This is a genomic window from Arthrobacter sp. NPDC080073, from assembly GCF_040686575.1.
Lineage (GTDB): Bacteria > Actinomycetota > Actinomycetes > Actinomycetales > Micrococcaceae > Arthrobacter.
In genome coordinates this window covers 67,173-91,666 of the sequence record NZ_JBFBKR010000006.1, presented here as the reverse complement: position 1 = coordinate 91,666, position 24,494 = coordinate 67,173, and the positions used below count along the sequence as shown (strand labels likewise).

General features: G+C 64.6%; 22 protein-coding genes and 1 riboswitch. Of the genes, 15 read left to right on the top strand and 7 right to left on the bottom strand.

Annotated elements, in window-relative coordinates; genetic code table 11:
- Window positions 1-192 precede the first annotated feature (192 nt).
- The 3 genes from AB0O52_RS09415 to AB0O52_RS09405 all read left to right on the top strand — a co-directional run bounded on the left by AB0O52_RS09415 (window position 193) and on the right by AB0O52_RS09405 (window position 2,306).
- Window positions 193-864, top strand: a complete 672-nt coding sequence (locus AB0O52_RS09415; protein WP_364536607.1) for a hypothetical protein — start codon at window positions 193-195, stop codon at window positions 862-864.
- A 132-nt stretch (window positions 865-996) separates the two neighbouring features.
- A complete protein-coding gene (locus AB0O52_RS09410; protein ID WP_364536965.1) occupies window positions 997-1,548 on the top strand; it encodes a sigma-70 family RNA polymerase sigma factor in 552 nt (183 codons plus the stop codon).
- A complete protein-coding gene (locus tag AB0O52_RS09405; protein ID WP_364536605.1) occupies window positions 1,545-2,306 on the top strand; it encodes a hypothetical protein in 762 nt (253 codons plus the stop codon). The genes AB0O52_RS09410 and AB0O52_RS09405 overlap by 4 nt, the downstream gene beginning before the upstream one ends.
- Window positions 2,307-2,338: 32 nt before the next feature.
- Here the strand turns inward: AB0O52_RS09405 and AB0O52_RS09400 are convergent, their stop codons facing one another.
- The 3 genes from AB0O52_RS09400 to ald all read right to left on the bottom strand — a co-directional run bounded on the left by AB0O52_RS09400 (window position 2,339) and on the right by ald (window position 6,001).
- The gene (locus AB0O52_RS09400; RefSeq protein WP_364536602.1) at window positions 2,339-3,823 is read right to left on the bottom strand and encodes a DUF222 domain-containing protein; all 1,485 of its coding nucleotides are present in this window, start codon (window positions 3,821-3,823) and stop codon (window positions 2,339-2,341) included.
- 360 nt (window positions 3,824-4,183) lie between these two features.
- On the bottom strand, window positions 4,184-4,765 hold the full coding sequence (locus tag AB0O52_RS09395) for a mismatch-specific DNA-glycosylase (protein ID WP_364536599.1): 582 nt from the start codon (window positions 4,763-4,765) through the stop codon (window positions 4,184-4,186).
- 117 nt (window positions 4,766-4,882) lie between these two features.
- Window positions 4,883-6,001: an alanine dehydrogenase gene (ald, locus tag AB0O52_RS09390; protein ID WP_364536962.1), complete on the bottom strand. Its 1,119-nt coding sequence runs from the start codon at window positions 5,999-6,001 to the stop codon at window positions 4,883-4,885.
- A 354-nt stretch (window positions 6,002-6,355) separates the two neighbouring features.
- On the opposite strand from ald, the gene dctA reads away from it, so the two are divergent.
- The 4 genes from dctA (at window position 6,356) to AB0O52_RS09370 (ending at window position 11,733) form a co-directional block, all read left to right on the top strand.
- On the top strand, window positions 6,356-7,696 hold the full coding sequence (dctA, locus tag AB0O52_RS09385; protein ID WP_364536959.1) for a C4-dicarboxylate transporter DctA: 1,341 nt from the start codon (window positions 6,356-6,358) through the stop codon (window positions 7,694-7,696).
- Between the two features lie 65 nt (window positions 7,697-7,761).
- On the top strand, window positions 7,762-8,976 hold the full coding sequence (locus AB0O52_RS09380; protein WP_364536596.1) for a helix-turn-helix domain-containing protein: 1,215 nt from the start codon (window positions 7,762-7,764) through the stop codon (window positions 8,974-8,976).
- A 316-nt stretch (window positions 8,977-9,292) separates the two neighbouring features.
- Entirely contained in the window at window positions 9,293-10,282 is a 990-nt protein-coding gene (locus tag AB0O52_RS09375) for a hypothetical protein (protein ID WP_364536593.1), read from the top strand.
- Between the two features lie 19 nt (window positions 10,283-10,301).
- Window positions 10,302-10,452: riboswitch (cyclic di-AMP (ydaO/yuaA leader) on the bottom strand.
- A gap of 216 nt (window positions 10,453-10,668) precedes the next feature.
- Entirely contained in the window at window positions 10,669-11,733 is a 1,065-nt protein-coding gene (locus tag AB0O52_RS09370; RefSeq protein WP_364536590.1) for an ATP-dependent DNA ligase, read from the top strand.
- 20 nt (window positions 11,734-11,753) lie between these two features.
- Here AB0O52_RS09370 and AB0O52_RS09365 read toward each other — a convergent pair whose 3' ends face one another.
- Window positions 11,754-12,161 carry a helix-turn-helix domain-containing protein gene (locus AB0O52_RS09365; protein ID WP_364536587.1) on the bottom strand — a complete coding sequence of 136 codons (408 nt, stop codon included), beginning with the start codon at window positions 12,159-12,161 and terminating at the stop codon, window positions 11,754-11,756.
- 60 nt (window positions 12,162-12,221) lie between these two features.
- Between AB0O52_RS09365 and AB0O52_RS09360 the strand changes: the two genes are divergently transcribed.
- A complete protein-coding gene (locus tag AB0O52_RS09360; protein ID WP_364536584.1) occupies window positions 12,222-12,980 on the top strand; it encodes a TetR/AcrR family transcriptional regulator in 759 nt (252 codons plus the stop codon).
- Window positions 12,981-13,163: 183 nt separating this feature from the next.
- Window positions 13,164-14,351, top strand: a complete 1,188-nt coding sequence (locus tag AB0O52_RS09355) for an acyl-CoA dehydrogenase family protein (protein WP_364536956.1) — start codon at window positions 13,164-13,166, stop codon at window positions 14,349-14,351.
- Between the two features lie 83 nt (window positions 14,352-14,434).
- Here AB0O52_RS09355 and AB0O52_RS09350 read toward each other — a convergent pair whose 3' ends face one another.
- Both AB0O52_RS09350 and ptsP read right to left on the bottom strand, forming a co-directional pair.
- On the bottom strand, window positions 14,435-14,713 hold the full coding sequence (locus tag AB0O52_RS09350; RefSeq protein ID WP_364536581.1) for an HPr family phosphocarrier protein: 279 nt from the start codon (window positions 14,711-14,713) through the stop codon (window positions 14,435-14,437).
- Window positions 14,714-14,752: 39 nt separating this feature from the next.
- A complete protein-coding gene (gene ptsP / locus AB0O52_RS09345) occupies window positions 14,753-16,441 on the bottom strand; it encodes a phosphoenolpyruvate--protein phosphotransferase (protein ID WP_364536578.1) in 1,689 nt (562 codons plus the stop codon).
- Window positions 16,442-16,558: 117 nt separating this feature from the next.
- Between ptsP and AB0O52_RS09340 the strand changes: the two genes are divergently transcribed.
- The 3 genes from AB0O52_RS09340 to AB0O52_RS09330 all read left to right on the top strand — a co-directional run bounded on the left by AB0O52_RS09340 (window position 16,559) and on the right by AB0O52_RS09330 (window position 20,487).
- Window positions 16,559-17,281, top strand: a complete 723-nt coding sequence (locus AB0O52_RS09340) for a TetR/AcrR family transcriptional regulator (RefSeq protein WP_364536575.1) — start codon at window positions 16,559-16,561, stop codon at window positions 17,279-17,281.
- A 69-nt stretch (window positions 17,282-17,350) separates the two neighbouring features.
- A complete protein-coding gene (locus AB0O52_RS09335) occupies window positions 17,351-19,339 on the top strand; it encodes a PTS mannitol transporter subunit IICBA (RefSeq protein WP_364536572.1) in 1,989 nt (662 codons plus the stop codon).
- A complete protein-coding gene (locus AB0O52_RS09330; protein ID WP_364536569.1) occupies window positions 19,339-20,487 on the top strand; it encodes a mannitol-1-phosphate 5-dehydrogenase in 1,149 nt (382 codons plus the stop codon). The genes AB0O52_RS09335 and AB0O52_RS09330 overlap by 1 nt, the downstream gene beginning before the upstream one ends.
- Before the next feature lie 40 nt (window positions 20,488-20,527).
- On the opposite strand, the gene AB0O52_RS09325 is transcribed toward AB0O52_RS09330, so the two are convergent.
- Entirely contained in the window at window positions 20,528-22,000 is a 1,473-nt protein-coding gene (locus tag AB0O52_RS09325) for an amino acid permease (RefSeq protein ID WP_364536566.1), read from the bottom strand.
- Window positions 22,001-22,159: 159 nt separating this feature from the next.
- On the opposite strand from AB0O52_RS09325, the gene AB0O52_RS09320 reads away from it, so the two are divergent.
- The 3 genes from AB0O52_RS09320 (at window position 22,160) to AB0O52_RS09310 (ending at window position 24,455) form a co-directional block, all read left to right on the top strand.
- Complete coding sequence (locus AB0O52_RS09320; protein WP_284982561.1) at window positions 22,160-22,663, top strand: GNAT family N-acetyltransferase; 504 nt, start codon at window positions 22,160-22,162, stop codon at window positions 22,661-22,663.
- A 74-nt stretch (window positions 22,664-22,737) separates the two neighbouring features.
- On the top strand, window positions 22,738-23,184 hold the full coding sequence (locus tag AB0O52_RS09315) for a MarR family transcriptional regulator (RefSeq protein ID WP_364536562.1): 447 nt from the start codon (window positions 22,738-22,740) through the stop codon (window positions 23,182-23,184).
- 44 nt (window positions 23,185-23,228) lie between these two features.
- Entirely contained in the window at window positions 23,229-24,455 is a 1,227-nt protein-coding gene (locus tag AB0O52_RS09310; protein ID WP_364536560.1) for an MFS transporter, read from the top strand.
- The last annotated feature ends 39 nt before the right edge of the window (window positions 24,456-24,494 follow it).

Sequence of the window (24,494 nt, the reverse complement as noted above, 5' to 3'; positions counted from 1 at the left end):
TGGCATCAAATGACCCCAAAACGCTTGGGAAAGGTCATCTACTGCCAGTTCGCCTGAAAGTTTTTTGGATCGGGCGTAACCTCCCCGGGACCCCCAACGATGTAAGGGGAGTGTGGACAACGTCCGCACTGATCATCCGGTAGCGACAAAGCCGCTGCCGGAGCAGTCCCAAAACGTTTGTCGGAGGGTTTCATGTCCTTGTTCACTGTCCTTGCCACCAGCAAAATCGCCGCAGGCGTCCTCGCCGCCGGAGCTGTCGCGGTTGGCGGAACCGGCGTAGCAGCCTTCAACGGAGCACTTCCGAGCGGCCTGCAGCAGAGCGCCCACGAACTGGTCGGTGCCCCGGCTCCGGTCGCGACCAAAGCGGCCGAGTCCGCACTGTCCAAGACGGCTGGCGCGTCCCAGATGGCAACGTCCAAGGCCACCGACGCCGTGGCCGACGCAAAGTCCAAGGCCTCGGATGCCGTGGCCGACGCAAAGTCCAAGGCCGCCGCAGCAGCCGCTTCCGCCAAGGCCACCTCGCCTGAGGCGTTCGGCCTCTGCACCGCTCTCCTCAACGGCGGCCTGAAGGGCGATGCCAAGGTGCCCGGCTACTCCTCACTGGTTGTTGCCGCTGGCGGCGAGGCCAACGTCAACGCACACTGCGCAACTGTTGTGACTGAAGGCAAGGCTGCCGGCTTGAAGGCTGACGGATCCGCTTCCGCCAAGGCAGACGCCGACGGAAACGCCGCAGTGCCTGCCGTACCGGCTGTTCCCGCAGTGCCGTCCGCACCGGCCGTCCCCGCTGTGCCTGCCGTGCCGGCTGTCCCGTCCCACGTGCCGACCGCGCCTGTGCAGGTGCCGTCCGATTCAGTCAGCCCGTAACACTGCGGCTACGCTTGAACGGCGGGGCTCCTTGGCTAAATGACAAGGAGCCCCGCGACGCAACAGACTGCAGCAGTGGTCATTCCCAGGCCAGGGACGATGACCGCGCTGCGTGGGATGGAGGGGTCGCGGGTGCTGGACCCTTTGGCTGATGAATATTTGCAGGCGGACGAGGACGATCCCGCTCTGCTCTTCACTGCTGCCTACAACGAGTTTTCCGGACCGGTGTTTGGATACCTTCGCGCCCGCGGCGTAGACGATCCGGAAGCAGTTACCCAGGACGTGTTCCTGGCTCTCTATCCCAAACTGGATACCCTCCGAGGAGGTCTTCAGGGGGCTAAGACCCTGCTCTTTTCCATAGCGCACGCGCGAATGGTGGATCACTATCGCAAGCGGGAACGCACCCCTGACTCCGCGCCCTACGAATCCGATCTGGATTCGCGGCGAACGCCTTCGGCCGAGGACCAGGCATTCGGGCATGGGCAAGGACTGGGCGTAACCGAGCTACTGGCCGGCCTCAACCCCGATTACCGGGAGGTCCTGGCACTACGGGTTGTGGCGGACCTGTCGTTGGAAGAAACAGCGGCCATCATGGGCAAGTCCCAAGGAGCCGTGAAGCAGTTGCAGCGCAGGGCATTGAGTGCACTGAGAGAACGTGCACTACTAAGGAATGGCACATCATGAGCGAAAAATCCGCATCTTTCGGTGAGCAAGGCATTGACCGCCTGCTTGCTGAAGCCGGGCTCGACGAAGCGTACGAGATCCGGACCGAGTTGCTGGAACTGCGCGCCCTCGCGAGCAGCCGGCCGCAGCCATCGGCGGCTGTGCAAGCCTTGATGGCACCTGCCCGCGTCGCGGCCGCGCCGGTTGAAGCCGTTGCGCCGGTTGAGGCTGTTACCGCTGTGGAGAATGCTGTGGCGGCTTCCGGCGCCGCGGCTACACCTATTGACGAACTGGCCGCCCGTCGCCGCAAAAAGGGCCGTTTGACCTTCGCCGCTGTTGCCGTTGCGGCTTCCCTTGCCGCCGGAGCTACCGCAGCGGCCGCGTCCGACGGCGGCATTCCCGGAACGATTGAACACTTGGGCGCCGTGGTGGGTTCGGTCGTCTCGCAGCTCAGCCCTGGATCGGGCGGCAAGGCTCCGCAACAACAGGGAACACGTCCGGAGCCTGGTCCCATGCTTACTAGGGGGACAAGCATTCCGGCGTCGCCTTCTCCGGAGTCCTCCAGCCCCGACGCCCAGAACAACAACAAGCATCCATCGCCGCATGCCACTCCCGGCACTACGGCGCCCGGGTCCGAGCCGGATCCGCGTAATGGATTGCATGACATCACCAAGGGCCGCCCGGGAGGTGTCACGATCCCGACGCCGGCGGTCCCAACGCTCCCGTTGCCCCAGCCCGTTCCCTCCGAGATCCTCCCGGGCAACCCGGTTAAGCCGTAGCCGGCGGCGTTCGCGCCGGGCGCCGGAGCCGCTCAGGCGGCGGCGTGTAGCTCGGTGACGTGGGCGTATTTGAGGGCCTTGGCTTGTGCTCGGAGCCGGCGTCGGTGGCGTTTGGAATGCGGAGGGTCTGTGCCTTGTATCCCGGTTCCGGGCAGGGGTGGGGCTGTTGATTGGTAGGTATGGCCGGTGGGGGTGCGGATGTCCAGGACGTGCCGTGTCCCGGGGCTTGTTTCTGCCATCCAGCCGGGGAGTTCTTTGGTGTGGTTGCAGGCTTCGCACAGGCCTGCGCCGTTGGCCAGGCTGGTGGTGCCGCCGTTGTGCCAGGGAACGACGTGGTCGAAGTGCCGGATGGGTGCGTCGCAGTAGGGGGTCCGGCAGGTGTTGTCCCGGGCCTGGATGAAGCGGCGCATGCCTGCCGGGAAGAGCCGCGCCCGCGAATCCGCGGCGACGAGCTCCCCGGTTCCGGGGGCGGTGTAGAGCCGCCGGAGCCAGAGCTTGAGTTCCTGACCGCTCTCCGGCTCGCTCGCCGTGAGGAGTGTCCGGGCCCAGGCGGCGGGGACGATGCCGTAGCCGGGCAGGCGTGCCGGTTCGGCGTCGCCCTGGAACAGGGTGCGGTCGGTCATGACGAGCTGGACTTCGACCCCGGTGATCCCGCCGGGGGTGCCGGTGGTGCGTTCGACCAGGGCATCGGCCATGATCTGCCCCCGGGACCGGGTCTCCCCGCCGGAGCGGAGGGTGTCGGCGTGCCGGGACAGGGCCGCGTGCACGGCCACGCCCTGGGCGACGGGGAGCAGCGCGGTCAAATACGTCATGGTGTCCGGGGCCGGGCGCAGGCTCACGTGCCGTTCCTCGGCGGCACGTGCCGCCCGCCGGGTGACCGAGCGCGGGTCGCGGCGGTAGGCCGCGGCCCGGGCCGCGGCGATGATGGCCTTGTCTCCGGCGCCGTCGAAGACTCCGGTGTCGGCGGCCAGTTCCTCATCCACGGCGCAGCGGTCCTCGGCGGACAGGCAGGCCGTTTCCTTCACCACCAACGTGGCGCGCCATTCGTTGAGCCGTCCGGTCTCGAGGGCGGCGAGGGTGTGCGGCATTTCGCCCACGAGGGCTGTGGCGAGTCCGTGGAGCCGGGAGGCGCGCGCGGGGGATTCCCGCCGGGCCAGGGCCACCTGGGCCGCGACTCCGCGTCCGCGTTCCTCGGCCGGGACACCCGCGGCCGCGTCGGCGCTGCGCCGGGCGGCATCGAACGCGACCGCGATCCTCGCCTGCGCGGCCGAGGCGGCGGACTTCAGGTCCTCAAGCCCACGCAAGAGGTTGATCAACTCGGCACAGTCGGCCGGTTCGGTGCGGCCGGTAAGTTCGGTGCCCCCGTCCGGTGCCGCGGCGTTCGCGGGGCCCGGCCGAAGCGAGTGCACGGCATCGATCAGGTCCCGCACCTGGACGCCCGGGACAGCAACATCCGGACCCGCGCCGCCCGACGGCGCGCCCGATCCGATCAGCTGTGCTCCCCGGTTCCCTGCCATAAGAAAAGCATCGCAGAGGGGTCCGACTTTTTAGGCGGGACAACCAGTCCAGCCGAAAACCCGGAAGATCGAAAGGACTCCTCATGTTGTTGATGGGCCGCTTTCCGTGACCGCCACCCGGCTGCGTTCATCAACGAGAAGGCCAGATCGAAGCCGTTTTTCGGCAATTAGGTGCGGATCGGGATGCCGGCGCTGCCGCCAGTCAATTGCTCGCCTCCGTGATCGGGCTCAGTGTGCTCGTCAAGGCAGGTGGGCAGGCAGGGAAGTTCGGCGCCGTTGTCGACGACATCGTCGACGGATTATGACGCGGAGGGAATCGACGGGACACGGCAGGCGCGTGCCGCTTATGCCGATCCTGTCTTATGCCGATCCTGTAAAGAGTTCGATCCCGGCCGCGGTCGCGGCTTCTCCATAGGCGTGTGCCAGGTCAGCGAGGCTCGCGTGTCTGTTCAAGCCGCTCGGGTTCGGGACCACCCAGACGAGGGCGCCGCCGAGAGGGTCCGGCTGGCGTCCAATCGTTGCCCGGGGCCGCCCGAAGGCAGTCCTGTAGGCGGTGATTCCCAATACCGCCACCACTGGCGGAGCGATGCCTTCGATGCGGTCTGAGAGCGCTTCGGCTCCAGCGACGAGCTGCTCTGCGGTGAGTTCGTCCGCGCGCGCCGACGCTCCCGCGACGAGGGACGTGATGCCGACGCCACGTTCACGCAGATGCTCGAGGTCTTCGGGACGGAAGCCCGCGGAAGCATCTATCCGCCGATCGATGATTCCCGCCCGGTAGAGAGCAGGATAGAAACGGTTGCTCCCGCCGCCAAAATGCGCCTGCACCGCGACGGCACGCAGGCCGGGATTTATGCCGACGAACAAGAGCCGTGTTTGGTCCCCGAGCAGGTCCGGCAGGCTCCGGCCTCGGAACGAATCAAGGGCAGACCGACTAAATCCCATCACTCCATCTTCGGGCTTCCGGAAGCGGAGAGCTACGACGGCGGGGTGCCGCTTCCCATGGAAGCCGCACCCCGCCGTCGGGATCGCTAAGCCGCGCCCGTCAGCGGCGAAGGGAAACTACGCCGAAACGAGGTTGTGCCAGTCGGCGACGAGGGGCAGGTTGTGCGCCTCCGAGACCGAGCGGTGCGTGACCTTGCCTGCGGCGATGTTCAGGCCGGCTGCCAGGGCGGGGTCGCGGTCGAACGCGGCCTTGACGCCCAGGTTGGCCAGCGACACCGCGTAGCGCAGGGTGACGTTGGTCAGAGCGTAGGTGGAGGTGTTCGGAACGGCGCCCGGCATGTTGGCGACGCAGTAGAAGATCGTGTTGTGGACCTTGTACGTGGGTTCCTGGTGCGTGGTGGGGTGGGTGTCCTCGAAGCAGCCGCCCTGGTCCACGGCGATGTCCACCAGCACGGAGCCGGGCTTCATCCGGGAGACGAGCTCGTTGGTGACGAGCTTGGGAGCCTTGGCGCCCGGGATCAGCACGGAACCGATGACGAGGTCGGCGTCGACCACGGACTTCTCGATCTCGTAGGCGTTGGAGGCGACAGTCTTCAGGCGGCCTTGGTAGAGGGCATCCAGTTCGCGGAGGCGGTTGATGTTGATGTCCATAATGGTGACATCGGCACCCAGGCCCAGGGCCATGGCGGCGGCGTTGGTTCCAGCGACACCGGCGCCGAGGACAACGACCTTGGCCGGGCGTACACCCGGAACGCCGCCCAGCAGCACGCCCTTGCCGCCGGCAGGAGCCATGAGGGAGGAAGCGCCGACGACGACCGACAGGCGGCCAGCGACCTCGGACATGGGTGCGAGCAGGGGCAGCGTGCGGCCTTCCTGGACGGTTTCGTAGGCGATGGCGGTGACGCCCGAGTTGATGAGCTCCTGGGTCAGTTCAGGCTCAGCGGCCAAGTGCAGGTAGGTGAAGAGGATCAGGCCCTTGCGGAAGCGGTGGTACTCGGCCTTGATGGGTTCCTTGACCTTCATGACCATGTCAGCGCGTGCCCAAACGTCGTCGGCCTCGGCCACGATCTCCGCGCCGGCAACCGCGTATTCCTCGTCCGTGATACCGGAGCCCAGGCCTGCGCCCCGCTCCACCAACACAGTGTGGCCGTGGGTGCGGAACTCGTGAACGCCTGCGGCTGTGATAGCAACGCGGAATTCGTTGTTCTTGATCTCTTTGGGGACACCGATGATCATTTTGGGCTCCATGTTCGAAAGGCTTCAACGGCCTTTTCTCTGCGGCGGACTGTGATTCCAGAATAAATCCGCTGTGAGCCAGGCGACACGAAAGGCGATGGCCGTCGTCGTGAACTTTCTTGTATTTCCGGGGTTTTTGCCTCCTGCAACTCGACAGTTGTCGAAGCTGAGAACGTCAGGTGTCGCCTGATGTTCGTCGGGCGATTCGGGATCCGACATGAATTCTCGCCCGCCAGTTGAAACGCATGTTTCATGAATGATTCTTCTTGTGACATTTGTGTCATTTCGTTGAAACGTGGCTTTCCTATCGTGGATGAGCAACAGCGCACCTCCGTCCAACGATTGGCCAGCACCATGAAGACACACACCTCTTCGACTGTTGTTCCTGCAGCCAGGAAGCCCCTGTACAAGTCCTTGTTCGTCCAGATACTCGCCGCCGTGGTTGCAGGTGTGCTGATCGGCCACTTCTGGCCCAGTGTCGGTTCCGGACTGCGTCCTCTTGGCGACGGCTTCATTCAGCTCATCAAGATGATCATCGCGCCACTGATCTTCCTGGTCATCGTCACCGGAATCGCGGCGGTGGGGGATGTCAAGGCCGTAGGCCGTGTCGGAGCCAAGGCACTCATCTACTTCACCGGGGCCACACTGTTCGCCCTGGCATTCGGCCTGGTGGTGGGCAACCTCGTCCAGCCAGGGGCAGGGCTCAACATCGATCCGAATTCGCTGAGCCAGGACGCCTTGAACGCCAAGACCAACACCGCCCCGCCCAAGGACGTGGGCCAGTTCCTGCTCGGTGTCATCCCCACCAGCGTCGTGGGCGCCTTCGCGAACAACAACCTGCTGCAGGTCTTGTGCTTCTCCGTCTTCTTCGGTTCGGCCGTTGTTGTCATCGGCAAGGAACGGTGCGAGCCTGTGCTCACGTTCATGGAGACCGTCCTGGACGTGTTCTTCAAGATCATGGCCTGGGTCATGCGGGTGGCACCCATCGGCGCGTTCGGGGCCATGGCGTTCATCATTGGCCAGTACGGACTGGATTCATTGGGCACATACGCAGTACTCATCGCGGCGTGTTACGGCGCCGCCGTCGTGTTCATCGCTTTGCTCTTCCTCGTGGCGTGGGGCATCGCCCGGGTGCCGCTCTGGCAGTTTTTGAAGTACACCCGTGAAGAGTTCCTGCTGGCCCTTGGTACGGCGTCCACGGAATCCGTCATGCCGCGCATCATGGCCAAGCTCTCCAACGCAGGTTGCTCGCGAAGCACCACCGGCCTGGTTATTCCGACCGGCTACTCCTTCAACCTCGACGGTGCCGCAATCTATCTGTCGATCTCCCTGCTTTTCCTCGCCCAGGCTTTCGGGCACCATCTCGATCTCGGCCAGCAGCTCGTGGCGCTGGGGATCCTCATGCTCACCTCCAAGGGCATGGCGGGCGTTCCCGGTTCAGCCTTCCTCGCTTTGTCGGCCACGGCTGGTGCCTTGGGGATATTTCCTGTTGCGGGCGTCGCGCTTCTCCTGGGCGCGGACCGGCTGATGGATTCCATGCGGGTTGTAGTGAACCTGCTCGGCAACTGCGTGGCCACCTTTGTCGTCGCGAAGTGGGAAGGTGAGTTCGATCGGGACGCCATGCTTCGTGCCTTCCGGGGGGACGCCGCCCTGCCCGAAAAAGCCAGCGAGGCTCCCATACCGGCCCACGCCTGATAGATGGACCACGCTGGATCAACAAATCCGCCACTCGTGTGCGGCAAGCAAAGTAGTCTTGCTCCATGCAGCAAGACGTGGAGAAAATCGTCGAGGACGTCGCACTCAAATTGGGCCGCGGACTCTCCCTGGAAGACCTCGACGGCGTGCTGCTCGCCTACAGTTCCAACCAGTCCCACGCCGACCGTGTGCGAGTGAATTTCCTCCTAAGCAAGCGGGTCCCGGTGGACGTCAGTGCGTGGCAGCTCTCGCACGGCATCGCCACCGCGGTGCGTCCCGTCGTCGTGCCCGCCAATGAAGAACTCGGGATGGTGGGACGCGTCTGCGTCCCGCTGTTGGTGCGCGGATTCCGCGTGGGGTACCTCTGGGTCCAGCAGGACCTTGACGAGCAGACCGCGACGGCGATACTCGCCGAGTTGCCCGGCGTCCGGGACGAGTTGGACCTCCTCGCGGGGTTGCTACTCGATTCCAATACTGCCGAATCGGAGTTCCGGCGCAGGCGTGAGCAGGAATTCCTGGCTGCATGCCAGGGCGAGTCCAATGCGGTGGCGGCCGTAGCGGGGTGGAAGGAAATCCAAGGCCGGGGGCCGTGGCAGCTGGTTACCGTGCTCGACGCGGAAGACAGTGGCGGCGTCTCGGATCCGATCGCGGCGACCCTGACGCACCGTTCCGCCGCGCTGCAAGCAACTATCGGAGTCGATTCCGTGCTTTTCAGCGCCGGCACCGAGACGCATTCGGTCCTGTTGTTCCGTGAAACGGGCGGACGGGCGGAGCACGCCCAGGTCCTGGTTCATTATCAGCTGGAACTCGCCAAGCGCGCCGGCCGGAAGGTGGACAGGGTCATTCTCGGCATCAGTGAGCCGTTTTCAGTCATCCGCCAGCTGGGCCTGGCCTACCGGCAGTCGAAGCTCGCCGCCCAGGCTGCCGCCGTCGATCCTCCCCTCGGCGAGCTCGTGGACAGCCGCTCGGCCGGGATCTACCAATTGTTCGATAGGCTCCAGGCGCCCGGTGGGTGGGACGATTCGGGCTCGGCACATTTCCAAGTGATCGAGGATGCGGACCGCAACGGCGAGCTGCTGCCCGTGCTCGAACTGCTTTACGACAGCGACGGCTCCGTGCAGGACGTGGCCGCGAAGCTCCACCTGCACCGCAGCAGCATCTACAACCGGCTCGCCAGGGTCCGCCAGCTCATCGGTGCAGATCCGCTGAATGGCGCGACGCGGCTCGAACTCCATGCAACGCTCAAAGCGCGCCGCTGGGCGGGCCGCCCGCGGATTTGAAGCCGCTGGAGCCGGACGCCGCTGGTACCGGGAAGCCGCTGGAGCCGGACGCCGCGCTGGCCTACTTGTTGAGCTGCCTTAGCTGCAAGCTGCAGCGCCAGCGGTCCGGACGGTGCTGAATCATTTGCGTCCGGGTGCGCCGGCAGCACCGCCCGTGCCACTCAACGGCAAGTGTTCGATGCCCTCCCATCCTCACTGCAGGGCCTTGGTTGCTGCGTCCAAAATCGACCCAAGGTCAACGCCGGACTGCGTGGGTTTCGGCGTGGGAGTAGGGCTGGGCGGGTTCCGCGGCTTCCAAGAACCAGTGGGCGCGGGCGTGGGAGACGCTGGGTCCGTCGGATCCGGCGTCGGGGTGGGGCTCGTTGGCCCCGGCGGACCGGGGCTGGGGGCCGGCGCCGGCTGGGCCGGAACCGGAGTGGACGGAACAGGCACCGGGGTGAGGCTTGGGGGCAGTGCTGACGGGGAGGTAGGAACCTGGACGGAGTTCGACGGCGCAGAAACACTCGACGGTTGGACGGCGGCGGGTCCCTGCGGAGAATGCTGCGCCGGGTCCGCGGCGGTCTGGCCGGACTTGGCGCTCGGGGTAGCGGCCGAGGGTGATGCTGCTGGGCTGAGTGGAGTGCTTGCCGTCGTCGAAGGAACGCTGAATTGCGTGGAGTCTTGGCTCTCCGGGCTGGTCGCGCCCTGGGTCTGCGTCTGCTGGCCAAAGAAGGGCAACTCAAGGGCCTGGCTGACCGAAGCCGCCGCCAACAAGATACCTAAGGCACCCGTCACCACGGCCATTCGATTGCTCATCGTCCGAATGGTGGCAGCCTTCTTAAGGACGGCGTGCGGTTCGCGGCTAAAGGACGAACCGGTGAACGACGCCAGCCCAACGGCGGCACGGGGCGCTGGCTGGAGTGGCGTTGTGGCCGCCTTCTCAGTTCTCGCCGGCTCTGCAGGCTCCGTAGCGACCGTGGGAGCAGTCACCGTCGGAATGGCGGCGGTCGCCGGCTCTGCCGTCTCGGCAGCCACCGTCGGAATGGCCGCGGTTGCCGGCTCTGCGGTCTCGGCAGCCACCGTAGGAGTAGCCACCGTCGGAATGGCCGCGGTTTCGCTGGCTTGGGAAGCTCTCCTCCGTTCGGCTGCGCGGGCGGCCGCGCGCGTGGTGGGAACCGCCGTCGTCGGGGTTGCCCTGGTGGCGGGGTCCGGCGTCGAAATCAAAGGTTCAGAAGCCGGTGCAGCAATGAACGGTTCGCTGTCTTTGGCCCGACGACGTCCGGTTGGTTTGATGCGCTCGCCCGCCACTTGGGCACGGCGAGGCTGATCCATGGTTGGGGACATGGTGATTGCCTCTCAACGCCTTCGAGGTTAGCTGTCGGGTTCGGACGAGGCCGTCCGGCCGCACATGGCGGCTTCACCCCAAGGGCCTGTGGAGAATTAGGCCCGGAGACTCTGGGTCCCCCGTCTCTGCCGCGGGTCTGGCGGATTCCGGATTGCGGCAGAGCTCGGCGTCAACCCGGAAGCGGCCCAGTTGGGGATGGGTCGCCCCTTGACGTTACAACAGCCGCGGCCCGAAGTCACATTTGGGTAACGGGGGCGGTGTCGCGTGGGTGGGATCCGGGCGAAAGTACGGTCAAGATGCTATTTGCGTGAGGGCAGCTTTTGGGCGGGCCGCGTGATCCTTGGGTGGTGCAGGTGCAGAATGGTCGCATGGACCTGCCAGTGATGCCACCCATCTCGCCCATGCTCGCCAAGTCTGTTCCATCCATCCCCGATGTTGGGCACTTTGAGCCCAAATGGGATGGCTTCCGAACGATCGTCTTCAAAGACGGGGACGAGATCATCCTTGGCAGCCGCAACGAACGGCCCATGACGCGCTATTTTCCTGAACTCGTGGAGGCGCTCCGGAAGAACCTCCCGCCGAAGTGCGTGATCGACGGTGAGGTTGTCCTCATCGCGGACAACCGGCTGGACTTCGAACGCCTCCAGCAGCGTATCCATCCTGCTGACAGCCGTGTGCGAATGCTTGCTGAAGAGACACCGGCGTCGTTGATCGCCTTCGATCTCCTTGGACTGGGCGAGGACAATCTCATGGATCGTCCGTTCAGCGAGCGGCGCGCCGCACTCGTGGAGGCTCTCGCCGCGGCGAAGGCCCCTGTCTTTGTCACTCCGGCCGTTCATGACCTTGCCCGGGCGCACGAATGGTTCACCCTTCTTGAAGGCGCGGGACTCGACGGGGTGGTTTCCAAGCCCCTCGATGGCGTCTACCAGCCGAACAAACGCGTCATGTTCAAGACCAAACATGAGCGGACCGCGGACTGCGTTGTGGCGGGATTCCGCTGGCACAAGACCGCCAAGGTGGTTGGATCGTTGTTGCTCGGGCTCTACGACGGGGCAGGACGCCTGCAACATGTGGGGGTCGTGGCATCGTTTCCGATGGCTCGCCGGGAAAGCCTTGTGGCCGAACTCGAACCATACCAAGCCGATCTCAGTGAACACCCTTGGGGCAAAGGGGACGGCCAGGAAGCCGGAGCGGGTTCACGGATGCCGGGAGCCGTTAGCCGTTGGAGCGCGGGCAAGGACTTATCTTTCGTACCGCTGCGCCCCGAACTCGTTATCGAGGTTGCCTACGACTACATGGAGGGCGATCGGTTCCGGCACACCACACAATTCCGTCGCTGGCGTCCGGACCGCGACCCGCAGAGTTGCACCTACGCACAGCTGGAAGAACCGGTGGACTTCGATCTCGGCGAAATCCTGTCGCTGCCGCAGTGAGGTTCCCGGGTGCCGGGCGTTTAGTCCGTGGTGGCGTCGTCCCCGGTGGTGGCTTCGGCTTGCTCTCGCTTCTGCGTTTCCAGCCATGCCATGATGTCGGCGAGCCTGATGCGGCGGTGTGTGCCGCGGTATTCCACCGGGATTTCGCCACGGTCGGTCATGTTCCGCAGGTAGGTGTGCGAGATTCCCGCGAGCTCGGCCGCCCTCGACGTCGTGAGCATTTCCTCGACGATGCTCACGGTCACCGCTTCGCCTCGGCCCAGCCTGCCAAGGAGGTCGACGACGGCGTCCCTCGCCTCATCGGGCAGCCGGTGGACCGTGCCGTCCACGAAGACGGTGATGTCGTTGCTGTCCTGGAGTGAGCGAGCCAGGTTCCGGGCGTCGTCCGCGGGCAAGCCAGGCGTCACGCGGGGAGCTATCAATGCCATGGCAGAAGCCTAGCCGCGCTCGAGGCTGTGCGGTTACGCCGCCGTGTTAGATTCACGCCTATGGTCAACTACCCCGCAAATCCGGATCCAGGCCCTGCCGTGGCCGCGGCAATCGAGCTCTTGGTCCGGCACGGCTACGACACGACCTCCGTGGACGACCTCGCCGGCGCTGCCGGGATCAGTCGAAGCACGTTTTTCCGCAAGTTCGGATCCAAAGAGGACATCGTTTTCGCCGATCACGACCGTATCCTGGCACAGGTTGAGGAGTTCCTTGCGGGAACGACGGCGGATCCGTTGCGGGCCGTTGTGGAGGCGGCGCTCCTGGTCTTCGGCCACCACGTGGGCAACCGGAAAACCTCCCTCGCCCGCTACGAACTTCTGCATCAGGTGCCTGCCCTTCGTGATCGTGAACTGGTCATGACACATCGTTATCAGCGGGCCTTCCGGAACCATCTCTCTTCCGCTCTTCCCGAGGGCGAAAACCGGGAGCTCACTGCCGTGGCCTTTGCTGCATCGGTAGTCGCGGTGCACAACAGCGTCCTGCGCGAATGGCTGCGGGCTCTTTCTGCTGGCGAAGACGTCGAGCGCGACGAACGCGAGGGGCGGGAAGCGGAAGCCGTGGGGTTGGCCGTTCGGCTCGGGCGTGAGTTGGGTACTCTGGCCGACACTTTCGCCAAGGTTTCAGCCGGGGAGGCCGGCAGCCAGGCGGCCGGTGCGCCTACTCCGGAAAGCGGCCGTCCCGCCGTCGTGGTTGCTGTCCTGGATCCAGCAGCGAGCACAGACCAGATCCTCCAAGCAGTCCGGGACGCACTGGCTTAGCGTTTGATCCAACAGAACCTCGTTGGCATTGAGTTCCTTGACATGAAACTGAGTGTCAGGTCATGCTGGGAGTCGCAGAGTGCAAACCCAGAGCGAGGATTCCCCATGACGACGACGTCCGATAGCACTTCCGAAGAACTGGATGCTGTTTTTCCGGCCGGGGCTGTTTTCCCGGTCGGAACCATGGAGCCCGAGTATGTCCTGAACGAATCCCTGGACCCGGACCCGGCTTCCGTCTTCAAGGACATCAGCCGCGACGACCGCGCTTACTGGGACCGCGCCCGGACGTTTGTCCAGGACGAGGTGCTCCCGGTCATCGCGGGGTACTGGGAGCGCGCGGAGTATCCGTTGCACCTGGTGAAGCGTCTGGGTGAACTTGATCTGCTTCGCGACGGGATCAACGTCGACGGGTTCCCGGCCATGAGTAAGACCGCCGCCGGGCTGGTCACGATGGAACTGAGCCGCGGGGACGGCTCCATCGGCACGGTTGTCGCGGTCCAGGGTGGATTGGCTTTGCGGTCCGTGGCCGAATGCGGTTCCCCGGAGCAGCAAGCCCGCTGGCTTCCCGCGCTTTCCCGAGCCGAGGAATACGGTGCCTTCGCCTTGACCGAGCCCGCGCACGGCTCCGATTCGGTGGGACTCGAGACGACAGCGACGCCCGTCGAGGGCGGTTATGTGCTCAACGGTGAAAAGAAATGGATCGGCAACGGCTCGATCGGCGGCCTAACAGTGGTCTGGGCTCGTGGCGACGACGGGCAGGTCCACGGATACCTTGTCCCGCAGGATTCCCCCGGATACTCCGCCACGACCATCGAGGGCAAGCTGTCACTCCGGGCCATCTGGCAGGCCCACATCCGCCTCGAGAATGTCTTCGTCCCGGCGGAAAACGTGCTCCAGGGTGCCCGGACTTTCAAGGACACGGCCCGGGTGCTCTTGGCGACCAGGCTGGGAGTGGCCTGGTCCGCCGTCGGGCATGCCACTGCCTGCTACGAAACCGCTGTGCAGTACGCTGCCCAACGCCGGCAGTTCGGCCGCCCGCTGGCCGCTTCGCAGATTGTGCAGGAGCGTCTTGCGCGCATGCATTCCGAGCTCGCCACCATGCAGCTCATGGTCATGCAGATGACCAGGCTGGACGAAAAGGGTGCGCTGACGCCCGCGCAGGCGGCGCTCGCGAAGTTCACGTGTACGCGAACTGCCCGCAGCATCGCCTCGAACGCGCGCGACCTGCTCGGAGGCAACGGCATCTTGTTGGCAAACCGCGTGGCCCGGCACTTCGCCGATATCGAAGGCATCCACACATATGAAGGTACGGAGACTGTCCAGGCGTTGATTATCGGACGCTCGATTACGGGAATCTCCGCCTTCGCCTAAGCGGCACCCCCGGAACGCGTCTATATGTGAGCGGCGTTGCCCGAAACGTGGCTATATGTGAGCGGGCGTTGCCCGGGAGGCGGCTACTCCGCGTCGAGGTCCGTTTCCAGCAACGTCACGAGGGAATCCAGGGCCGCGTCGGCGCCGTCGCCTTCTGCGCGGAGCACCACGACGTCGCCCTTTGCCGCACCGAGCGTCATGAGCGAGAGGATGCTGGCGGCGTCGAGCGCGTCATCGGGTGCCGATCCGGCCATCGCGATGGTCACTTCAACCGGGGATTCTCCCGCGGCTTCGGCAAAAATCGCCGCGGGGCGGGCGTGCAATCCGGAGCGGCTGGCGATGGTTGCGGTGCGTTCGGGCATGGTTTCTCCTTGTGTTCAGGTAGGACAGTGCAGCCGGGCTCAGAGCCCGAGTTCCTCGAGGATCGGCAGTTTGGCGCGGACCCAGGCCTTTGCGTCAAGCGCGTCGGGTGCACTGAGCGCGAGCCGGGCCAACTCTTGCGCCTGTTCCAACGTCACCGTTTTGAGCACGGTTCCGACGGCGGCCAGCGAGCGGGCGGTCATGGACAGTGTGGACACGCCCAGGCCAACGAGCACGACGGCGAGGGCGGGGTCCGCGGCTGCCTCACCGCAGACGCCAACGGGTTTGCCGTTGCCCTCTTCGGCCGAGCCCGCGACAGTCAGCTGCACGAGCCGCAGAACGGCGGGCTGCCAGGGGGTGTTGAGTTCGGCGAGGGGGCCGAGTTGCCGGTCGGCCGCCATGGCGTACTGCGTGAGGTCGTTGGTGCCGAGCGAAGCGAAGCCCACGTGGCGCAGGACCGAGGCCGCGGTCAATGCCGCCGAGGGAACTTCCACCATCACCCCGGGGGTCTTGATTCCCGCGGCGCTACACAGCGAAGCGAAGCGGGCGGCCTCGGCCGCGGTCGAGATCATGGGGGCCATGACCCACACGTCAGCTTCTGATTCGCCGGCTGCGATGGCAATGGCCTCCAGCTGGCGTTCCAAAACTCCGGGCGTGGTGAAGTCGGTGCGGTAGCCGCGCACACCGAGGGCCGGGTTGGGTTCGGTGGCGTCGGTGAGGAAGGGAAGGGGCTTGTCAGCGCCGGCGTCGAGGGTCCGGAGCACCACTTTCTTGCCCGGGAAGGCGTCGAACACGCCCCTGTACGCGGCGGCCTGTTCCAGGACGGTCGGTTCGGTGTCGCGTTCCAGGAAGCAGAATTCGGTGCGGAAGAGGCCCACGCCCTGGGCGCCCAATGCGGCGGCCGCGGCAGCGTCCTTGGCACCGCCGACGTTGGCGAGGAGGGGCACCAAGTGGCCGTCCGCCGTCGTGCCGTTTCCGTCAAAAACCGCCAGGGTGGCGGCATTTTCGAGCCATGCGAGGGCGGCTGCGCGCTGCTCTTCGGTGGGTTCGAGGGAGAGTGAGCCGGCAGCGCCGTCTACAAAGACTTCGGCGCCGTCAGGAATTTCGTCCACTCCGCGGGCCGCGACGACGGCGGGCAGGCCGAGCGAGCGCGCGATGATCGCCGTATGGGATTGCGGTCCGCCGCCCGAGGTGACCAGTGCTCTCACGACGGCGGGGTCCAGCGTTGCGGTGTCGGCGGGAGCGAGGTCTTCGGCCACCAGGATGAACGGAGTGTCCGACGCCGGGATCCCGGGGGCGGGGACCCCGCGAAGTTCGGCGACGATCCGGGCGCGGACGTCCAGGACGTCTGTGGCGCGTTCGGCCATGTATCCGCCCAGGTTGTGGAGCATTTCAGATACGGATGCGCCGGCTTCCCAGATGGCGCGCTCGGCGGAGGTGCCGTTGTTGTTGATGAGCTTGGTGGCCGACTTCAGGAGCATGGTGTCCTTGGCCATGAGCGCGGTGGCTTCCAGCACCGCTTTACCGTCTCCGCTGGCCTTGTCCGCGCGTGCTTTGAGTTCGTCGTGGACCGACTGGGCCGCCGCTTTGAGGCCCGCGACGGCCTCTTCCGCAGTGGTGGATGCGGCTAGCTGCTCGCCCGACGGCGGTTCGCTGACCGGTTTGGGCATCTGACGGATAGTGCCAATGACGCGGCCCGGGCTAACGCCTACTCCTTGGAAATTCTGCACTGAAATCCTCTGTTCCTGCTGTCGGATCGGACCCACCGGCTGCGGCGCCTCGGGGTCCGAAAAAATCTCCTGTGACTCACTTCATATAGCGTTGCTATAGGTGCTAGGGTAGCGGCTATGAGTTTCGATGACCAGCTTCCGCCCAAAACTCGGCTGCTCCGTGCAGCTGCCGAGTTGCTGGCGAATTCGGACGGGTCACCGGTCTCTACGCGCCAAATCACCAAACTCGCAGGCGTCACGGCGCCCACGCTTTACCATCACTTCGGCGACAAGGAGGGGCTATTCGACGCGGTCGTTTCAGCTGGCTTCGAGGAGTATGTGGCGGGAGAGCGGGACTTCGCACCCTCTGGGGAACCCCTGGAGGACGTCCGGCGGATGTGGGATAACCACGTCAAGTTCGGACTTACCCAACCGCACCTTTACCTGGTGATGTTCGGCAACATCCGTCCGGAAAGCAGGCCGGCCATCGTGGCTGATGCCGAGTCGCTCCTGGAGGAAATGCTGAGCAAGGCAGCCATGGCCGGGCAGATCAACGTACCTCCGCGGGAGGCGGCCAGAAGCATCCTGGCGGCCAACGTTGGCGTTACGCTCATGCTCATTGCCGAGCCTTTGGAAGACCGGAACCTCGAGCTCTCCACCATGACCCGGGATTCCATGATTTTCGCTGTGTCCACGGAAACAGCCCGTGGCGCCGCAGCAGACGACTCCGGCAAGTCGTCGGTTGTTGTTGCGGCAATCGCGCTGAATGCGGCACTCCAAGCTTCGCATTCAGACCAGCTATCCAGTTCGGAGCTGAAGCTTTTCCTTGAGTGGCTTCACCGAATCTCCTCCAGCTCCTAAAGCTGTCCTCCTTCGATAGTTATCGACTGATCCCGCATTGATGCGGGGCTCACGTTAGGAATTCACATAATGGCAACAGCGTCAGTTGCGAAACAGCGCACCAGCGTGCGCGTTGGTGTCCAAAAGTTCGGAACGTTCCTGTCCGGCATGATCATGCCCAACATCGGGGCCTTCATTGCATGGGGCATCATCACCGCCTTGTTCATCAAGACTGGATGGTTGCCCGTCCCTGAACTCGGTGGCTTCGGCAATAGTGCAGCTGGGACACCGAATGTGGGCCTTGTCGGCCCCATGATCACCTACCTGCTTCCGCTTCTGATTGCCTACACCGGCGGAAAGAAGGTCTACGACGTCCGCGGTGGCGTCGTCGGTGCCATCGGTACCATGGGCGTGATTGTCGGCGCCGGCATTCCGATGTTCATTGGCGCAATGATCATGGGCCCGCTGGGTGGCTGGACCATGAAGAAGATCGACGCGATCTGGCACGGAAAGATCCGCGCGGGCTTTGAAATGCTCGTGAACAACTTCTCCGCCGGTATTTGGGGCGCTATTTTGGCCCTGTTCGGATTCTTCGGCATTTCGCCCGTGGTGCAGTCCTTCAGCACGGCTGCGGGCAACTTCGTCCAGTTCCTGGTGCACAACGGACTCCTTCCGCTCACCAGCATCTTCATCGAACCGGCGAAGGTCCTGTTCCTGAACAACGCAATCAACCATGGGGTGCTGACGCCCCTGGGGATCCAGCAGTCGCTCGAGCAAGGCAAGTCCATCCTGTTCCTGCTTGAAGCCAACCCCGGTCCGGGTGCCGGACTTCTCCTCGCCTACATTTTCTTTGGGCGCGGCGTGGCCAAGGCCTCGGCACCCGGCGCCCTCATCATCCAGTTCCTCGGCGGGATCCACGAGATCTACTTCCCATACGTCCTCATGCGTCCGCTGCTGATCCTTGGAACCATCGCTGGTGGCATGACAGGCATTGCGACTCTTGCAATCACCAACTCCGGCCTCGTGGCTCCCGCAGCCCCGGGATCCATCTTCGCCGTCATTGCGCAGACATCCCGCGACAGCTATGTGGGCGTCATCCTGTCGGTCGTCCTGGCAGCAACGGTTTCGTTCCTCGTCTCCTCGTTGATTCTCCGGACCACGCACCACAGCGATGAGGTCGACCTCGGCGAAGCAACCTCCAAGATGGAGGAAATGAAGGGCAAGAAGAGCTCCGTAGCTTCGGCCCTCGTGGGCTCAGGCGGCACTGCCGTCCTGACCAAGCCCATCCAGAACATCGTGTTCGCATGCGACGCCGGGATGGGTTCCAGTGCCATGGGCGCCACGGTCTTGCGCAACAAGATCAAGGCGGCGGGCTTCCCCGAGGTGAATGTGACCAATGCGTCCATCGCCAACCTGAGCGACACTTACGATGTTGTGGTCACGCACCAGGACCTGACAGAACGCGCCCGGCCGGCCACCGCCAGCGCCGTGCACGTCTCCGTGGACAACTTCATGAACAGTCCCCGGTACGAAGAGATCGTGGAACTGGTCAAGAGCAGCAACGCCGGTCCCGGCGCTGAGGGCTCGGCGGCGGTCGCCGAACCGGCCGCCGGTGCCCACGCCGCCCAGCCTGCCGACGTCGGGGGCAAGGAAGTCCTGCTCCCCGAAAGCGTGATCCTCAACGGCACCGCCACGGACCGTGACTCGGCCATCGACGAGGCAGGAAAGCTCCTGCTGGATCGCGGCGCCGTGGACATGGGCTACATTCACGCAATGCATGAGCGCGAGGAGTCCGTGTCCACCTACATGGGCAGCTTCCTGGCCATCCCGCACGGCACGAACGCTGCCAAGGACCACATCCTGCACTCCGGTGTATCGATCGTCCGCTACCCCGAGGGCATCGACTGGGGCGGCAAGCAGGTCAAGTTCGTCGTCGGCGTCGCCGGCATCAACAACGAGCACCTCCACATCCTGTCCTCCATCGCCAAGATCTTCACGGACAAGGCGCAAGTGGCCAAGCTTGAGCAGGCCACGTCGGTGGAGGAAGTGTTGGATATGTTCGGAAAGGTCAACGCATAGTGAAGGCAGTCCATTTCGGGGCAGGGAACATCGGACGGGGATTCGTAGGCTTGCTGCTGCACGAGGCCGGATATGAGGTGGTCTTCGCCGATGTCGCGGATGCCTTGATCAGCCAGCTCGCCTCCGCGTCCTCCTACGAGGTCCACGAGGTCGGCGAAAATGCCGCGGTCAAGACCGTGTCCGGTTTCCGGGCCCTGAATTCGGGCACTGAAGAGGCTGCCGTCGTCGCGGAAATCGCGACGGCGGACCTCGTCACCACTGCGGTGGGGCCGCACATCCTCAAGTTCGTGGCACCGGTGATCGCTCGGGGCATTGCCGGCCGCTCGCCGTCGTTGGCTCCGCTGCAGGTCATGGCCTGCGAGAACGCGATCAACGCCACGGACCTCCTGCACTCCGAAGTGGAAGCCGCTTGGGACGGCGCCGCGGGTGACCTTTCCTCCGCGGCGGTGTTTGCGAATACCGCGGTGGACAGGATTGTCCCCAACCAGGCGCCGGGCCAAGGCCTTGACGTCACGGTGGAGACCTTTTACGAGTGGGTCATCGACCGCACGCCGTTCGCGGGGGAGGCGCCGGTGATCCCCGGCGCGACCTTCGTGGACGAGCTCGGTCCGTATATCGAACGGAAGCTTTTCACCGTCAATACGGGACACGCCTCGGCAGCGTACTTCGGCTACGGAGCCGGCTTGGAAAAGATTTCCGACGCGATGGCCGACGAGTCCGTGGCCGCCCGGGTGCGGGCAGTGTTGGAGGAGACCAAGTCGCTTCTCGTGGCCAAACACGGTTTCGTCGAAGCAGAGCAGGAAGCGTACGTGCAGAAGATCCTGTCCCGCTTCACCAACCCGTACTTGCCGGACACCGTGACCCGGGTGGGCCGTGCGCCGCTCCGCAAACTGGGCCGGCACGAACGGTTCATTGGCCCGGCCGCCGAGCTCGCCGAGCGCGGGGTCACTCCCGTTGCCTTGCTCGACGCGATATCCGCTGCCCTGCGATTCGACGACGGGGCCGACGACGAAGCAGTGGAACTCGCCCGGATGCTCGCCGAGATGGACGCCGCCGAGGCGGTCGAGCGCATCACGGACCTGCCGCCGTCGCATCCGTTGTTCCCGCAGGTGCGGAAGCTGATCGAAGAACGGAAGGCCGAAGCCTAGCCCCTGGCCCCGGAACGCCCGCTCAATGTGAGCGGGCGTCCTAGCGGGCGGCGGTTTCGACGACGGTCGTCTCGGTTTCGGCCATGGCTTTCCACTCGGCCACGCGGGCCTGGTGCAGCGGCGACTTCCGGACCAAGGCGTAGGCCACGGCGAGGACGGCGAACCAGATGGGGGTTACGAGCAGGGCCGTAAGGGTGTCCGGCTGGGTTGTCAGGGCCCAGACGAGGAAGCCGAAGAACGCGAAGACCACCCACACCATCACGATGCCGCCGGGCATCTTGAAGGTCGACGCTTCGTGCAAGTGGGGCCGGCGCTTCCGGAAGACAAGGTAGCTGGCCAGGATGATGGACCAGACGAACATGAAGCAGACGGCGGACACAGTGGTGACCATGTCGAAGGCGGCTCCGATGTCCTTGCCCGCGTAGAGAAGGGCGACACCGGCGAGGAGCAGCACGCAGGAGAGGAACAAGGCATTCTGCGGAACCTTGCGGCTGGACAAGCGGCCGAACACCTTGGGGGCATCGCCGTCGTTCGCCAGGCCAAACACCATGCGCGACGTCGAGTAGATGCCGGAGTTGGCCGAGGACATGGCGGAGGTCAGGACAACGAGGTTCACCACGGTTGCCGCGATGCCCAGTCCGGCCAGGGAGAACATGGCGATGAACGGGCTATGGCCGGCCTTGAACTCGGTCCAGGGAATGACAGACATCAGGATGATGAGTGCGCCGACGTAGAACAGCATCACGCGGACCGGAATGGCATTGATGGCGCGGGGCAGGTTGTGCTCCGGGTTCTTGGTCTCGGCCGCGGCGGTGCCCACCAGTTCGATCCCCACGAAAGCGAAAACCGCGATCTGGAAGCCGGCAACGAAGCCCATGAATTCCTTGGGGAAGAAGCCGCCGTGGCTCCAGAGGTTGGTGAAGCTCGCGGCTCCGGCATCTGACTTGAAGCCGGTGGAGATCATCACGATGCCCACAATGATCAAAGCGGCGATGGCGACGATCTTGATGAGGGCGAACCAGAACTCGGTTTCGCCGAAGGCCTTCACCGTGGGGAGGTTCAGGAGGAGCAGGATGGCGATGGTCGCGAGGCCCGGAATCCAGAGCGGCACGCCCGGCCAGAGCTCGTTGGCGTAGCCCGCGATGGCGATGACATCGGCCACCCCTGTTACTACCCAGCAGAACCAGTAGGTCCAGCCGGTGAAGAAGCCTGCCCATGGACCAAGGAGGTCGCCGGCAAAGTCGCTGAAGGACTTGTAGTTCAGGTTGGAGAGCAGCAGCTGGCCCATGGCGCGCATGACGAAGAACAGCATGAAGCCGATGATCATGTACACGAAGATCACGGACGGACCGGCGACGGAGATGGTCTTTCCGGAGCCCATGAACAGGCCTGTGCCGATGGCGCCGCCGATGGCAAGCAACTGGATGTGGCGGTTGCTCAGTGAGCGCGCCAGGTGCGGCTCGCTGTCTTTGCTGGAGGCAGTGCGTTGCCCCGTTGTTGTCTGGTGAGACATATCTGCATCCTTCGGGTGATTCGCCGCAATGGTGACGTGGCTTACAAATCTGCTAGTCCAAAGTAACTCCAACCACCCAAAAGATTGTGATTGAACGTTTCACTCAGAATTCATGAACGCTCGTAAAACGAAAGCACCCGACTGTGTCAGGCTGGTGCTATGAGTCACACAAATCCAGGCGTGAAGCCGCTGTTGAGCATGGTTCTGGACGAAGGAGTCTTCACGCTCCGCCGGGCCCACTGGGAGGACTTGCCCGCCATCCTGAGATTGCTCGCCGCGGATCAGTTGGGCAGTTCCCGTGAAAACGCCGAGGACGTCGGCCCGTATCTGCAGGCGTTTCAGCAGATCAACGAGGATCCGGCCCAACTGTTGGTTGTAGGCCATTTGAACGGCGCTTGCGTGGCAACTTTCCAGCTGAGTTTCATTCCGGGCTTGGCCCGGAAGGGTTCGCTGCGTTGCCAGATCGAGGCCGTGCGCGTCGCCGCGGAATTGCGGGATCATGGCGTCGGCGCGGCCATGATGCAATGGGCGATCGAAGAGGCGCGGAACCGGGGCTGTACCCTGGTCCAGCTCACCAGCGACAAGTCCCGCAAGGACGCCCATCGCTTCTATGAGCGGCTCGGTTTCGTCGCCAGTCACGAGGGGATGAAGCTGGCGCTGTAGCGCCCCTAGCTTCGAGGGGGTAAGGCCATGCACCGCTTGATATTTAGGTAGCCTAACTGTTAGGATACCTAAATATGAACACCGATCAAGCTGACGACGCGCTTCTCGCCCTCGCCCAATCATTCCGGGAAGCCTTGCGGCAGAGCGTCTACGTGATGCGCCGCCTCGATTCCGAGGAGCAACTCAGCTCGGCCCAGCTTGGCGTCCTCAAGATGGCGCTCGACGGCGGTGCCCGCGTCGGGGGGATCGCCCGGAACCTTGGGGTCAAGGTCCCCAGCGCCACGGAGCAGATCATCAAGCTTGAGCGCGCAGGCCTGGTCAAGCGCGAAGCAGACCCGGACGACTCCCGCGCCGTCCGTGTCGCCGCAACCGCGGCGGGACGTGCCGCCGTCGAGAATGCAGACCGGCGCCGCAACGAATTCATCGCCGGGATCCTCGGAACGCTGAGCCAGGTGGAACGTGACGCCGTCCGAGCTGCGCTTCCGGTATTCGACAAGATCAACCATTCAGTCCAGAACTGAACAAAACCAACAACTGAACGACCCAAAAACTAGGAGAGCAGTCCATGATAGGCCAGCTCGCAGAGCAACTGCAGCCAGCGGAAGAAACACTCGAGGCCGAAAAGGCCTCGTTCCTCAAGCAGCCCAAAGCCGTGTGGGCCACGGCAATTGCCGCCGTTTTCGCCTTCATGGGCATCGGCCTGGTGGACCCGATCCTGCCGGCCATCGCCAAGAATCTCCAGGCCAGCCCCAGCCAAGTGTCGTTGCTGTTCACGAGCTACTTCCTGGTGACCGCCGTCGCGATGCTCGTGACCGGGTTCGTTTCGTCGCGGATCGGTGGCAAAAAGACGCTGATGATCGGCCTGGCCCTGATTGTCGTGTTCGCATCGCTGTCGGGCCTGTCCGGAAGCGTGGGTGAGCTGGTCGGATTCCGCGCTGGTTGGGGACTTGGCAACGCCCTCTTCGTGGCCACCGCGCTTGCCGTGATTGTCGGCGTCGCGAGCGGCGGAACCGGAACTGCGATCATCCTGTATGAAGCCGCCCTAGGCCTGGGCATCTCCCTCGGTCCGTTGCTCGGCGCGCTTCTCGGCGGCTGGCAATGGCGCGCACCGTTCTTCGGCACCGCGGTCCTCATGGCCATTTCCTTCATCGCCTTGCTGGCCCTGCTGCCCAAGACCCCCACGCCGGCCACGAAGGCCCGTTTGCGTGACCCGCTTCTTGCCCTGGGCCACAAAGGCCTTCGCACTACCGCGGCCAGCGCCCTGTTCTACAACTACGGCTTCTTCACGATCCTGGCCTTCACGCCCTTCATTCTCGGGATGGACGCCTACGGTATCGGCTCCGTGTTCTTTGGTTGGGGCGTTGCCGTGGCCGTGTTCTCGGTCTTCGTGGCACCCGTGCTGCAGCGTCGCTTCGGTACCACCAACGTCCTGGTCGGCACCCTCGGGGCCCTTTTGTTGGACCTCGTCGGGCTGGGACTGGCCGCGGGGCACTCCGTGACTGCCGTCGTCGTGCTTGTCATTGTGGCGGGCGCCCTGCTGGGCATCAACAACACGCTCTACACCGAACTGGCCATGGAGGTTTCCGATTCGCCGCGTCCCGTGGCTTCGGCCGGTTACAACTTCGTGCGGTGGATGGGCGGTGCGCTGGCTCCGTTTGTCGCGGCACAGTTGGGTGAGCACTTCGGCCCGCAGGTCCCGTTCTTCGCCGCGGCCCTTGCGCTCGCGGTCGCAATCCTCGTGGCCGTCGGCGGCCGCAGCTACCTGAAGTCGCACGAACCGCACCTCGTGTAAGCCAGCAAAACCTCCCAAGCCGCGGTCCAGCGGCGGTGT